Below are 13650 nucleotides of genomic sequence, written 5' to 3'. Positions count from 1 at the left end.
GTGCATCCTGCCGTTCGAACTGGGCCAATTTCGACTGACATGAGAACGAGGGCTGGCCCATGACATTTCTGTTCAATTCTGACGCGGCACGGGCGAAAATATTCGCTCAACTTTTTGCGCAGGAATTGCCGGATGTCGCCTTCTCCTCCGATCCGGCGACCGTCGATCCGCACAGTGTCCGCTATCTCATCACCTGGACTGCTCCTGCCGACCTTGCGCGCTACGCCAACCTGGAAATCCTGTTTTCCATCGGTGCCGGTATCGATCAATTCGATGCGTCTGCCCTGCCCGCCCATGTCAAACTGGTTCGGATGGTGGAAGACGGCATCATCCGGATGATGCAGGAATATGTGACGCTGGGTGTGCTGGCGCTGCACCGCCGTCTGCCCGACTATCTGGCCCAACAGGCCCAGGCAAAGTGGCAGGCATTGCCGGTTCGACAAGCGCATGAAAGGACCGTGGGCGTACTGGGTCTCGGTCATCTGGGCAAGGCGGTTCTGGAACGGCTGAAACCCTTTGGATTTCCGCTGTCTGGCTGGAGCCGCAGCGCCCATGAGATCGACGGCGTGACCTGCCATCATGGTGCAGAGCAGTTGGACGCCTTCCTGGCGAACGTCGACATTCTCATCTGCTTGTTGCCGCTGACGCGGGAGACGCGCGGTTTTCTGAACGCCGACCTTTTTGCGAAACTGCCAGCGGGTGCGGCTCTTCTCCACGCAGGCAGAGGTCCGCAGCTCGATCAAACTGCGCTCGTCAATGCACTCGATAGCGGCCACCTCTCCGGTGCGATGCTCGACGTTACCGACCCCGAACCATTACCCGCCGACCATCCACTCTGGCGGCATCCCGGTGTGATGATCACCCCGCATGTCGCTTCCGTCACCCAACCGGAAACGGCGGCAAAAGCCGTCATCGACAATATTCGTCGCCACCTCAGCGGCCTTGACCCCATCGGCCTCATCGACCGCAACCGCGGCTACTGAACACGTCAGAAAGGACTTCCCATGTCTCTCATCACCCGTATCGACACCAACCCGCAAACCACCCCAAAAGAAGCACTGCCGACGCCCGAGCGTCTGATTTCCGGCAACCCCTCCTTCAAGACATGGGCGCTTGATGATTGCCGTGATGGCACCGTCCACACCGGCATCTGGGAAGCGACACCCGGCGAAACCCATTCCATCAAAGGCACGACCTATGAGTTCTGCCACATCATTTCCGGCGTGATCGAACTGGACGAAAAGGGCGGCGACACCGTTACTTACCGTGCAGGAGACAGTTTCATGATGAAGCCCGGTTTCGTCGGCGTATGGCGCACCATCGAGACGGTTCGCAAGATCTATGTGACCGTAACCGACCCTGCATAAGGAACGACGGCCATGACGCTCAGTTTCGATCCAGACGCGATTTCGCTGCCGCATTACCACTTCATCGGCGGCGAGACAGTGGCTGCCAGCGAAGGCATCGCCATGTACCGCCCGTCCGATGGCGCTGCCTTCGGCGATTGCCCTGTTGCCGGCCCCGATCTGGTGGATCAGGCGGTGCAAACAGCGAAAAAAGCGTTGAAGACCAGCAACTGGAGCGGTCTGCGGCCGCGCGACCGAACGCGGGCCATGCACCGTTGGGCCGATCTGATCGAACAGGACGCGGAACATCTGGCAAAGCTGGAAGCCGTGTCTTCGACCCGCCCCGTCGGCCATCTGGTCGCGGGCGATATCGCTGTTACGGCAGAACAAATCCGTTTCTTCGCGGAGTTTGCGGACAAGGAAGGCAGTGACCTCGTTCCGACGTCCGACACCAGTCTCGGAATGATCATGACCGAGCCCTATGGTGTCGTCGGTGCCATCACGCCGTGGAATTTTCCGTTGTCGATGGCGGGGTGGAAGCTCGGACCCGCACTGGCGGCAGGAAATGCCGTGGTGTTGAAACCATCTGAAATGACGCCGTTTTCAAGCCTGCGCATTGCCGAACTTTCCGTCGAGGCCGGTATTCCTGCCGGTCTCATCAATATCGTACTGGGCGATGGCATGGTGACCGGCAACGCCATCACCGGTCATCCCGATATTTCCAAGGTCAGCTTTACCGGCTCTACCGCTGCCGGTTCCGCCATCATGCAGAATGTCGCCCGAACCGGGATCAAGCCGATGACGCTTGAGCTTGGCGGGAAAAGCCCGCAGGTGGTGTTTGCCGATGCCGACATAAACCGCACGGCAAAAGCTGTCGCGCAAAGTATCATCTCCAATGCCGGACAAGCCTGCGTGGCGGGTTCCCGCCTGATCGTCGCCAGGGAGATTGCGGAGGAACTCATCGCCGCCATCACCACCATCATGCGCGGCGTCGAGACCGGCCCGACATGGGATGAAAACACCCAGTACAGCCCGATCATTTCACAAAAACAGATAGAGCGGATCGACACAATCGTCCGCGCATCCATCAGTGCAGGCGCCGAATGCCTGACCGGCGGGCAGATCATGGACCGAGAGGGCTATTTCTACGCGCCGACATTGCTTGGCAATGTTTCGCAGGATTCACCCGCTTTAGCAGAGGAAATCTTCGGACCTGTCCTGACGCTGCAAACCTTCGAGGATGAAGACGAAGCGCTGGCACTGGCAGATCACCCGACCTATGGCCTTGCGGCAGGCGTGTTCACGCGCGATCTTTCCCGCGCCATTCGCGTTACCAGGGCGTTGCAAGCGGGCACGATCTGGGTCAATCGTTACGGAAGATCCCGCGACCACATTCTGCCGACCGGTGGTTATAAAAGCTCAGGCATCGGCAAGGATCTGGGTCGCGATGCCTACATGGCGAACCGGAAGTCAAAAAGCGTTCTTATCGATCTTTGAAACGGATAATTCAGATGAAAAATCATTCCATTGCTCTCATTCCCGGCGATGGCATCGGCACTGCGGTGACGGATGCCGCATGGCAGGTGTTGCAGGCGGCAGCCGCCAGGCAGGGGACGTTCACCTTGACGGGCAAGACGTTACCATGGTCCTGCGCCTTCTACAAGGAAACCGGCGCGATGATGCCCGCTGATGGAATAGATATTCTGCGCACCTATGATGCCATTCTATTGGGTGCCGTTGGCTGGCCTGCGGAAGTGCCGGATGCTGTTTCCCTGCACGGTCTGCTGCTGCCCATCCGCAAGGCCTTCGTGCAATATGCCAATATCCGCCCCCATAGGCTGCTGCCGGGCGTGGAGGGCCCCTTGCGGAAAGACAGCTTCGACATTCTGTGCATTCGCGAGAACACCGAAGGCGAATATTCCGGTGCGGGTGGCCGTGTACATGTCGGCACCCCTGACGAAGTGGCTGTCGAAACCTCGATCTTCACCCGCACGGGCGTGGAACGCATTCTGCGCTTCGGTTTCGACCAAGCACGCTCCCGTCGTAAAAAACTGGCGTCCATCACCAAGTCAAATGCTCAGAAATACTCCATGGTGTTCTGGGACGAGATGACGGCGAAGATTGCTGGCGAATATCCCGACGTGGAGGTGACGAACTATCATATCGACGCCATGGCGGCGCGCATGGTCATGGCACCCGAGAGCCTCGATGTCGTTGTCGCTTCCAACCTGTTCGGCGATATTCTGACCGATCTGGGTGCGGCGATCCAGGGTGGCCTTGGCTTTGCGGCTTCGGCCAACATCAACCCTGACAAATCGGCGCCATCCATGTTCGAGCCGGTCCATGGTTCGGCCCCCGATATCGCCCATCTCGGCATTGCCAATCCCATCGCAGCCATCTGGTCTGGCGCCATGATGCTCGATCATCTCGGCGAGACCCAAGCCGCAGCCGATATCATCTCGGCCATCGAAACGACGACGGCCAAGGGTATTGGAACCGTGCCGGGCAAGGACAAGACAGACGCTATTACTGCCGCCGTGCTAACCGCACTGGTTTGAAGGAGGAAATGGAATGAATTTTCTAAAAGATCAGGGCCTGTTCCAGCAGCAGGGTTTCATCGGCGGCAAGTGGCTGGACGCTGCATCTGGCAAGACAGTCGATGTCATCGATCCCGCCACACAAAAAGTGATGGGCACGGTGCCGGATATGGGCGGCGAGGAAACACGCGCAGCGATCGAGGCGGCAGCAAAAGCCTTTGCGCCATGGAAAGCCAGAACAAACGCCGAGCGTGCAGCACTTCTGGACAAATGGTACGCGCTGATGGTCGCTCATGAGGACGACCTCGCGCTGCTTTTAACTATGGAACAGGGAAAACCCCTTGCTGAAGGCAAAGGCGAAATCCGCTACGGCGCATCCTTCGTCAAATGGTTTTCCGAGGAAGCACGTCGCATCAACGGCCACACCATTCCCTCGCCCACCGCAGATAGACGCATCGTCGTCCTGAAAGAGCCGGTTGGCGTTTGCGGCATCATCACGCCGTGGAATTTTCCCAATGCGATGATCACCCGCAAGGTGGCTCCCGCACTTGCCGCCGGATGCACCGTCGTCATCAAGCCGTCCGAGTTCACGCCCTATTCGGCGCTGGCACTCGGTGTTCTTGCGGAGCGGGCTGGTATTCCCGCGGGCGTCATCAACATCGTCACCGGCATGCCGACCGAAATCGGCAACGAACTGCTCGCCAACGAGACGGTGCGCAAGATTTCCTTCACCGGCTCCACCCGTGTCGGTTCCCTGTTGATGCGCGGTGCGTCCGACAGCATCAAGCGCCTCAGTCTCGAGCTCGGTGGCAATGCGCCCTTCATTGTGTTCGACGATGCCGATATCGATCTGGCTGTCGAGGGTGCCATCGCATCCAAGTTCCGCAATGGCGGACAGACCTGCGTTTGCTCCAACCGCATTCTGGTTCAATCGGGCGTCTATGACACCTTTGCGGCCAAGCTCTCGGCGCGGGTTTCAGCCATGAAGGTCGGCCCCGGCACGGATGCCAATATCGATATCGGCCCAATGATCAACGCCGCCGCCATCGACAAGATCAATCGTCATATCGAAGATGCCCTTTCCAAGGGTGCTGAAATCATATCGAAGGTTTCTGCGCTGCCCGAAGGTTCGCAGTTTACCGCACCGATCGTTCTGGGTGGAGCCACAACGGATATGTTGCTGGCCGATGAGGAAACCTTCGGACCCGTCGCGCCGCTTTTCCGCTTCGATACGGAAGAAGAAGCGCTCAAAATTGCAAATGGTACGCCGTTCGGCCTTGCCGCTTATTTCTACACGGAAAGCCTGAAGCGCTCCTGGCGGGTGGCGGAAGCACTGGAATTCGGGATGATTGGTCTCAACACCGGGTCTGTTTCCACGGAAGTCGCACCCTTCGGCGGCGTCAAACAATCCGGCCTTGGCCGTGAAGGTGCGCAATGCGGCATCGAGGAATATCTTGAAATGAAGTCATTCCACATCGGTGGATTGAACTGAAACAAGGGAGCCCGCAACGTTGGCGTTGCGGGCTTTTTGCATCACTGAAATTTATCGAGCATTTTGTAATAAAAGCCGACAACCGGCAGGAACCATGGCTTGCCGGAATAGCCGGGCACGGCGTTCCAATCCAGCCCCTTCAATGGATTTCGGTCCGGCTTGCCCAGCAGCTTGTCTGCCAGAAGCGTTCCCATGTGGATCGACATTTGCGCACCGTGGCCGGAATAACCCATGGCAAAGTTCAACCCTTCGACTTCTCCCGCACGGGGGAAGCGGTCGCTCGTCATGCCGACCAGACCGCCCCAGCAATAGTCGATGTCGACGCCTCGAAGCTGCGGGAAGATTTCGGTCAAGCCGCTCTTGAGAATTTCTCCGCTCTTGGCATCAGAACGCGCATCCGATGTCGCAGAAAACCGCGCGCGGCCGCCGAAGATCAGACGATTGTCCGGCGACAGGCGGAAATAGTTGCCGATGTTCATGGAGGTGACGCAGGTGCGGTTGCCGGGCATCGCGGACGCGATCTCCGCATCGCTCAAGGGCCGCGTTGCCACGATGAAGCTGCCAACCGGAATGATGCGGCGTTTGAAATAGTCGAACGGACCAGCGGTATAAGCATTGGTGGCAACGATGACGTTGCGCGCCTCAACGAAACCACGGGACGTGGTAAGACGATGGATACCCCCCTGCTCGCTGCGACCCGTCACCGGTGCCTTTTCAAAGATCGTCGCGCCGTGGCGCACACAAGCTTCCGCGATACCGTGGACGAAACGGCCCATATGCATCATGGCACTCTTCTTCGAGAGCATCGCACCGTAGAAGTTTTCCGAGCCTATTTCGTTTTCCAGCTCCGGCTTGGAAAGAAGCGCCGTGTCAGGGTCAATCTCTCTGTTGACCACGTCGAAATTCTTCGCGATCGCATCGAAATGCGCAGGTTTGGACGCCAGCTTCAGCTTACCGGCCCGACGGAAGTTGCAATCGATGCCCTCTTCAGCAACGATTGCCTCGATCGTATCGACGGAATTGTCGAAAGCGCGGTAGAGCGCGCTCGCGCGCTCCACGCCCAGATGTTCCTTGGCGGATACGAAGCTGTGGGCGATGCCGTTGTTCAGGTGCCCGCCATTGCGGCCGGAGCCACCGAAGCCGACATGTTGCGCTTCCAGCACGACCACTGTCGCGCCGCCCTTTGCCAGAGTGCGGGCGGCCGACAGACCGGTAAAGCCGCCACCGATAATGGCGACATCGAACGTGCCTTCGACCGGCCCCTCTGTCGCAGAGGTGAAGACCGGAGCGGTATCGTGCCAGTAGGATTTGAACTGCATGGTCTTCATTCGCCTTTATGAACCACCTTAAAGCCCGACAACGCCAGCAAGGCCGGAGATATCCTTGATTTCGGTATAGCCGTAGTAGGGATTGGCTGGCTCATGGCCCCTGTTGACCCAGACCTTGTTCTTGATGCCGAGGTCATGCGCCGACATCAGGTCGTAGCGGAAAGACGAGGAGACATGCAGAATGTCTTCCGGGTTGCAGCCCAGCATGTCGAACATATATTCGAACGCCTGGAAACGAGGCTTGTAGGCATTGGCCTGCTGCGCGGTGTAGACCTTATGGAAAGGCGCGCCGAGCTTTTCCACATTGTGCATGATCTGTTCATCCATGGCATTCGACAAAATGACCAGCGGAATTTCCCTCGCAACTTTCGCAAGGCCTGCCGGCACGTCCGCATGCGGACCCCAGGTCGGAACCTGCTCGTAAACGAAACGGCCATCCTCGTCCTTGAAGGTCACGCCGTTCTTGCGGCAGGCTCGCTCAACCGCATTATGAACGACCTCATTATAGGGTTTCCAGTCGCCCATGATTTCATCAAGTCGGTAGGCCGCAAAATTCTTGATGAACTGCACCATCTTGTCCGAATCCAGTTGGTCGCCGTAAAGCGTCTGCGCTGCTTCGGCCATCTGGAAATGGGTCAAGGTGCCGTAGCAATCGAAGGTGATGTATTTGGGCCGAAACTGGGTCATACGATTTTGTCCTCTGGATGGGCTGTTCGGATGCATTCCTTTATGACGCCCATCATAGGTGCGTGAATCCGGTTGCAGTCACCGCAATCGCCATCAGCAAAGCAGATTGTTGCGTATAGATGCGAAGCTTTGGCAGAGAGTTGCGCGAAATGCCCATCCGCATCGCCCGCATGGTTTCTCCGATTTTCCCCACAGCATAAGATGCGGCGGCCAGCGACACATACAGTGTAAACCTGCCGCACCGGTGCCGAGGTCAGGACGATGTTCTTCCCGCTGAGGGTTATCAAATAGAAAAGCACATATGCCGCGAGGGAAGCCGCCATGCTGGCGAACCAGATCGATCTTGTTGAAATGACCACAGCCCATCTGGAGGGAGCGCTATCGCTTTCACAACAGGCGCAATGGCCCCATCGCCGAGAAGACTGGGCGATGAGCCTATCGCTCAGCAAGGGTGTTGCTGCCATTCACAAGGACCGCGTTCTGGGCACAGCGATGGCAACGCTTTATGGTGACGACGTGGCAACCATCAACATGGTCATCGTGGATGAAGCCATGCGTGGCCTGGGTATCGGCAAGCGCTTGATGGATTTTGCCCTGAATGCAGCAAGCGGGCGCGAATGCAGGCTGGTTGCCACCCGCGATGGCCTGCCGCTTTATGAAAAGCTTGGGTTTCGCGAGACGCACCGCATCGTTCAGCATCAAGGGCCGATATTGTCTATACCATCGCCTGCTCATGTTGAATGGGCCAATGCTGCGGATGCGGCCGAATGCGCGGAACTTGATCACGCCGCATGCGGCATGGACCGTCACAATCTGATCGACTATCTGGCAGTCCACGGCCGTTTGGCCGTCATTCGCCACGATGGGCGTATTGCGGGTTTCGGCGCGATCCGCCGCTTCGGGCGTGGCGAAGTCGCCGGGCCGATCGTAGCAGGAAATGCTGATGAGGCGAGGCATATGCTGTCCTTTCTCTTCGCAGGGCAAGAAGGCCGGTTCATGCGTGTCGATACCAGCGAGGAGAGCGGTCTCGCCCCATGGCTGACGGAGCTTGGCCTTGCCCATGTCGGCGGCGGCATTGCCATGGTTCGTGATGGCAAGCCGCGCGAAAACACCACCGTCAAAACATTTGCACTGGCCAGTCAGGCCCTCGGTTGATCCTGGAGATCGTTATGCTCAGCAATTCCCTCATCGAACTTGACCGCGCACATCTGGTTCATCCGGTTGCATCCTACAGGGGCCATGAAAAGCTCGGTGTCAGGGTGATGAAATCTGCCAAAGGCGCGACGGTGACGGACATGACCGGCCACCAGATGATCGACGGCTTCGCGGGCCTATGGTGTGTCAATGCCGGTTACGGACATGAGAGTATCGTGGAAGCGGCGGCAAAGCAGATGCGTGAGCTTCCCTACGCGACGGGTTATTTCAGCCTGGGTTCGGAACCGGCGATCCGTCTGGCATCGGAACTTGCAGATCGTTCGCCGGGCGATCTCAACCACATCTACTTCACACTGGGCGGGTCCGATGCGGTGGATAGCACCATCCGCTTCATCCGCTATTATTACCACTCTCTGGGCACGCCGCAGAAAGACCAGTTCATTTCGCTCGAGCAGGGATACCACGGCTCCAGCACTGTTGGTGCGGGGTTGACGGCCCTGCCAATCTTCCACGCTGGCTTCGGATTGCCGTTTGACTGGCAGCACAAAATTCCGTCGCACTATGCCTATCGCAACCCTGTCGGCACTGATCCTCAGGCAATTATCGATGGTTCGGTTGCAGCCCTGCGGGCGAAGATCGAAGAGATCGGCGCTGAGCGGGTCGCGGCTTTCTATGTGGAGCCGATCCAGGGTTCGGGCGGCGTTCTGGTGCCACCGGATGGCTGGCTGAAGGCAATGCATAAGGTGTGCAAGGACCATGATGTTCTTCTCGTTGCCGACGAAGTCATTACCGGCTTTGGCCGCACCGGACCGCTGTTTGCGTGTTCGGATGAAGATGTTGTGCCGGATTTCATGACCACGGCAAAGGGCCTGACCTCCGGCTACGTGCCGATGGGGGCGGTCTTCATGTCCGACAGGGTCTATCATACGATTGCCGATGGTGCCGGTGCCTCTGCTATTGGCCATGGCTACACCTATTCCGCACACCCGGTCAGCGCCGCCGTCGGGCTGGAAGTGCTGAGACTTTATGAAAACGGGCTGCTCGAAAACGGTGTCAAAGCCGGTGCGCGCCTGATGGCCGGATTGCACAGCCTGGCCGACCATCCGCTGGTTGGTGATGTCCGCGGCCGCGGCATGCTGGCAGCCATCGAACTGGTCACCGACAAGCAAAAGAAAACGCCTCTACCCGCTGCCGCCGATCCATCGCGCCGCATTTTCGACCGCGCCTGGGACAATGGCCTTGTCATCCGCGCCTTCGGTAACGGCGTACTGGGCTATGCACCGCCGCTGTGCTGCACCGACAGCGAGATCGACGCCATCATCGAGCGCACGCGGATGACGCTCGACCAGACGCTGGAAGACCCGGACGTTCGTTCAGCCATGGCCTGAGGGGCTGCGCTGGAAATACCGCTTTGATGGCATATTCAGAATATTGTGCCGCAGGGGTCTGGTCTTTCAGCGAATCTCGCGATCAATTCTTGCGATGATGGACGCAACGAAGGCCAAATAGGACAGAAAAGCCGGAAAAGACGCGATCAGGGGAAAAAACCCACAGCATAGAATTCTGCCAGGCCACCATCATCATCCGCGATCCGCTTTTAAAACAGGAGCATGACATTGCCGAAGAGTTTAGCAGACTTCAAATATCTGAGCTTCGACGTGGTGGGAACGCTGATCGATTTTGAAAGCGGCCTGACGGATTGCCTGCAGCAGATCGCCGGCGAAAACGGTGTTACTCTCGATGCCGAGGCAGCGCTGACATTGTACCGTGCAGCCCGCTATCTGCCGGATGTCGGCCTGTTTCCCGATGATCTCGTGCGCGTTTATCTGGTGATTGCACCAGAGCTCGGCCTACCTGCCGACCGTGTTCTTGGCGAACGTCTTCGCGATTCCGCGAAAGGATGGAAGGCGTTTCCAGATAGCACCAAGGCGCTGGCGCAGCTTGCGACCCGATACCGGCTGATCGCCATGACAAATGCCCAGCGCTGGGCTTTCGAATGTTTCTCGCAAGAGCTAGGAAACCCGTTCTATCAGGGCTTCACCGCTGATGACACCGGCACCGAAAAGCCGGACCCCGCGTTTTTCAACTACGTCTTTGAATTCGTTCAGTCCGAAGGCAACACCAAGGACGATATCCTGCATGTTGCGCAAAGCCAGTACCACGATATCGGGATTTCCCGAAAGCTTGGCATGACGAACTGCTGGATTGAACGACGCCATGCACAAAAGGGCTATGGTGGAACCATCGAGCCTGAAAATTTCACCCAACCCGATTTCCATTTCACCTCCATGGCCGCGCTTGCCGACGCTGTGGAGGAGAAACACGACGCCTGACGCTGCCCTCCAAGGGTAAAAGCGGCATCCATAAGCCGTTCGACCCGTGACTTTAACAATAAAGGGGAATGAACATGACCGATAACACACTCATCAACTGGACTTCCACCGACGATGCGATGGTTGAGAACGCCATTCGCCAGGGTGCGAGCCGCCGCGACCTTCTCAAGATGCTGATGGCGGGCGGTGTTGCCATGACCGCAGGTTCCGCCATTCTGGGACGCGCCGGTCAGGCATTCGCCGCAACTCCGGTTTCGGGCGGTTCCTTGAAGGCAGCCGGATGGTCCTCCTCCACCGCCGATACGCTCGATCCCGCCAAGGCATCGCTTTCCACGGATTATGTTCGTTGCAGCGCCTTCTACAACCGCCTGTCCAACATCGATCAGGCGGGCATGACGACGATGGAGCTGGCTGAAAGCATCGACAGCAAGGATGCCAAGGTCTGGACCGTCAAACTGCGCAAGGGCGTCACGTTCCACGATGGAAAATCGCTGACATCGGCTGATGTCGTCTATTCTCTCAAGCGCCATCTCGACCCTGCGGTTGGCTCCAAGGTCAATTCGATCGCCAAGCAGATGACCGGCTTCAAGGCCGTGGATGAGTTGACGGTGGAAATCACCCTTGAAAATGCCAATGCCGACCTTCCCACCATCCTCGCCTTGCACCACTTCATGATCATCGCCGATGGCACCACGGACTTCACCAAGGCCAACGGCACCGGCGCTTTCGTCTGCGAAGTGTTCGAGCCCGGCGTTCGCTCCGTCGCCACGAAGAACAAGAACTACTGGAAGTCCGAGGGACCGTATCTCGACTCCTTCGAATTCTTCGCAATTTCCGACGATACGGCTCGCGTCAACGCGCTTCTGGCTGGCGATATCCAGCTGGCCGCATCCGTCAACCCACGTGCCATTCGCCTGATGGAGGGCCAGCCAAACGTCGTCATCTCCAAAACGACCTCCGGCAACTACACCAACCTCAACATGCGCCTCGACATGGCGCCGGGCGACAAGGCCGATTTCGTGCAGGGCATGAAATATCTGGTCAATCGCGAACAGATCCAGAAGTCCGTGCTGCGTGGTCTGGCCGAAATCGGCAACGACCAGCCGGTTTCGCCAGCCAACATGTATCACAACAAGGATTTGAAGCCGAAAGCCTTCGATCCCGACAAGGCAAAGTTCCATTTCGAAAAAGCCGGTCTCATCGGTCAGTCGATCCCGGTCGTCGCTTCCGAAGCCGCCGCGTCCTCCATCGACATGGCCATGGTGGTGCAGGCCGCAGGCGCGCAGGTCGGCATGAAATTCGATGTTCAGCGCGTTCCTTCGGATGGTTACTGGTCGAATTACTGGCTGAAAGCCCCCATGCATTTCGGCAATATCAACCCGCGCCCGACACCGGACATCCTCTTCTCCCTGCTTTATGCATCCAACGCACCGTGGAACGAGAGCCAGTACAAGTCCGAGAAATTTGACAAGATGCTGGTGGAAGCCCGCGGCCTGCTCGACATTGAAAAACGCAAGACGATCTATAACGAGATGCAGGTTATGATCGCCGAAGAGGCTGGCACGATCATCCCGGTCTATATTTCCAACGTCGATGGCATCTCTTCCAAGCTGAAAGGCCTACTGCCCAGCCCGCTTGGTGGCATGATGGGTTACGGCTTTGCCGAACACGTCTGGCTCGAAGCCTGATTTCGGACCTTTGCCCGCCGCATCCTGTGGCGGGCACTAGTTCGCTTGCTCCCTCCCCCGCATTGCTATTGGCGGCCTTTGGTCGGACAATGCCATCACCGGGAGCCGTGATCGTTTTCGAAAGAGAGGCTGCATGAACAAACATGTCCTTGCACTTGTGGTGAACCGGCTGTTCATCACGATCATCACCCTTTTGATCGTCTCCTTTACCGTGTTTTTCGCGACCGAAATGTTGCCCGGCGACGTGGCGCAGATCCTGCTCGGCCAATCCGCAACGCCTGAGGCCGTAGCGGGTCTTCGCACCGCCATGCATCTGGATGATCCGGCCATTTTGCGGTTCCTGCGCTGGCTGGGCGGTCTTGCCATGGGCGATCTGGGCAAGTCTTACGCCAACAACATGGCCATTGCCGATCTGATCGGCGTCCGTCTGGCCAATACGATGAAGCTCGCTGCTGTCACGGCGCTGTTTTCCATTCCCATCGCGCTGACGCTCGGCATCACCGCCGCCATCATGCGCGGCACCGTCTATGATCGCATCGTCACCACAGTCACCATCGCGGTGATCTCCGTGCCTGAATTCATGGTCGCAACCTCCGCCGTCCTGATTTTTGCGGTCTATCTGAAGTGGCTGCCAGCACTCGCCTTCGCCAACGAGGTCCACTCGTTCGGTGAGTTGCTGCGGGTGTTCGCCATGCCCGTCATCACGCTCAGCTTCGTGATTTCCGCGCAGATGATCCGCATGACGCGTGCCGCCGTGATCGAAACACTCGACACGCCCTATGTGGAAATGGCGCTGTTGAAAGGCGCATCACGGTCACGAATGGTGTTACGGCACGCGCTGCCCAATGCCCTTGGCCCGATCGTCAACGCGGTGGCACTTTCGGTGTCCTATCTGCTGGGCGGTGTCATCATCGTCGAGACCATCTTCAACTATCCGGGCATTGCCAAGTTGATGGTGGACGCCGTCGCCACCCGTGACCTGCCCCTCATCCAGACATGTGCGATGATCTTCTGCCTCGGTTATCTCGTCCTGATCACCATCGCCGACATCATCGCCATCGTCGCCAATCCGAGGCTTCGCTGA

At 58.1% G+C, this 13650-nt stretch carries 12 protein-coding genes; 10 read left to right on the top strand and 2 right to left on the bottom strand.

Annotation, left to right across the window (positions count from 1 at the left end):
* Nucleotides 1-59: 59 nt before the first annotated feature.
* The 5 genes from GGQ73_RS06865 to GGQ73_RS06845 are packed head-to-tail and all read left to right on the top strand — an operon-like array spanning nt 60 to nt 5375.
* On the top strand, nt 60-983 hold the full coding sequence (locus tag GGQ73_RS06865) for a 2-hydroxyacid dehydrogenase (protein ID WP_183895007.1): 924 nt from the start codon (nt 60-62) through the stop codon (nt 981-983).
* A gap of 21 nt (nt 984-1004) precedes the next feature.
* The gene (locus GGQ73_RS06860; RefSeq protein WP_174155520.1) at nt 1005-1367 is read left to right on the top strand and encodes a cupin domain-containing protein; all 363 of its coding nucleotides are present in this window, start codon (nt 1005-1007) and stop codon (nt 1365-1367) included.
* 12 nt (nt 1368-1379) lie between these two features.
* Complete coding sequence (locus GGQ73_RS06855; RefSeq protein WP_183895006.1) at nt 1380-2843, top strand: aldehyde dehydrogenase family protein; 1464 nt, start codon at nt 1380-1382, stop codon at nt 2841-2843.
* A gap of 14 nt (nt 2844-2857) precedes the next feature.
* Nucleotides 2858-3904: a tartrate dehydrogenase gene (locus GGQ73_RS06850; RefSeq protein WP_183895005.1), complete on the top strand. Its 1047-nt coding sequence runs from the start codon at nt 2858-2860 to the stop codon at nt 3902-3904.
* Nucleotides 3905-3917: 13 nt separating this feature from the next.
* Entirely contained in the window at nt 3918-5375 is a 1458-nt protein-coding gene (locus GGQ73_RS06845) for an NAD-dependent succinate-semialdehyde dehydrogenase (protein ID WP_183895004.1), read from the top strand.
* 41 nt (nt 5376-5416) lie between these two features.
* On the opposite strand, the gene GGQ73_RS06840 is transcribed toward GGQ73_RS06845, so the two are convergent.
* Together GGQ73_RS06840 and GGQ73_RS06835 are read right to left on the bottom strand one after the other, a co-directional pair.
* Entirely contained in the window at nt 5417-6694 is a 1278-nt protein-coding gene (locus GGQ73_RS06840; protein WP_183895002.1) for an NAD(P)/FAD-dependent oxidoreductase, read from the bottom strand.
* A gap of 27 nt (nt 6695-6721) precedes the next feature.
* Nucleotides 6722-7390, bottom strand: a complete 669-nt coding sequence (locus GGQ73_RS06835; protein ID WP_183895000.1) for a haloacid dehalogenase type II — start codon at nt 7388-7390, stop codon at nt 6722-6724.
* Nucleotides 7391-7711: 321 nt separating this feature from the next.
* Between GGQ73_RS06835 and GGQ73_RS06830 the strand changes: the two genes are divergently transcribed.
* From GGQ73_RS06830 to GGQ73_RS06810, 5 genes are all read left to right on the top strand, one after another.
* Nucleotides 7712-8545, top strand: a complete 834-nt coding sequence (locus GGQ73_RS06830; RefSeq protein ID WP_183894998.1) for a GNAT family N-acetyltransferase — start codon at nt 7712-7714, stop codon at nt 8543-8545.
* Between the two features lie 14 nt (nt 8546-8559).
* The gene (locus GGQ73_RS06825; protein WP_183894996.1) at nt 8560-9933 is read left to right on the top strand and encodes an aspartate aminotransferase family protein; all 1374 of its coding nucleotides are present in this window, start codon (nt 8560-8562) and stop codon (nt 9931-9933) included.
* 228 nt (nt 9934-10161) lie between these two features.
* A complete protein-coding gene (locus GGQ73_RS06820; RefSeq protein WP_183894994.1) occupies nt 10162-10878 on the top strand; it encodes an HAD-IA family hydrolase in 717 nt (238 codons plus the stop codon).
* Nucleotides 10879-10952: 74 nt separating this feature from the next.
* Nucleotides 10953-12566 (top strand): ABC transporter substrate-binding protein, encoded by a 1614-nt coding sequence (locus GGQ73_RS06815; RefSeq protein WP_183894992.1) that lies wholly within the window; start codon nt 10953-10955, stop codon nt 12564-12566.
* Between the two features lie 133 nt (nt 12567-12699).
* Entirely contained in the window at nt 12700-13650 is a 951-nt protein-coding gene (locus tag GGQ73_RS06810) for an ABC transporter permease (protein WP_183894990.1), read from the top strand.

It is taken from the genome of Rhizobium skierniewicense (assembly GCF_014196515.1).
Taxonomy (GTDB): domain Bacteria; phylum Pseudomonadota; class Alphaproteobacteria; order Rhizobiales; family Rhizobiaceae; genus Agrobacterium; species Agrobacterium skierniewicense.
The sequence above is the reverse complement of the archived record's forward strand: the minus strand, read 5'-3'. Positions and strand labels throughout refer to the sequence as shown.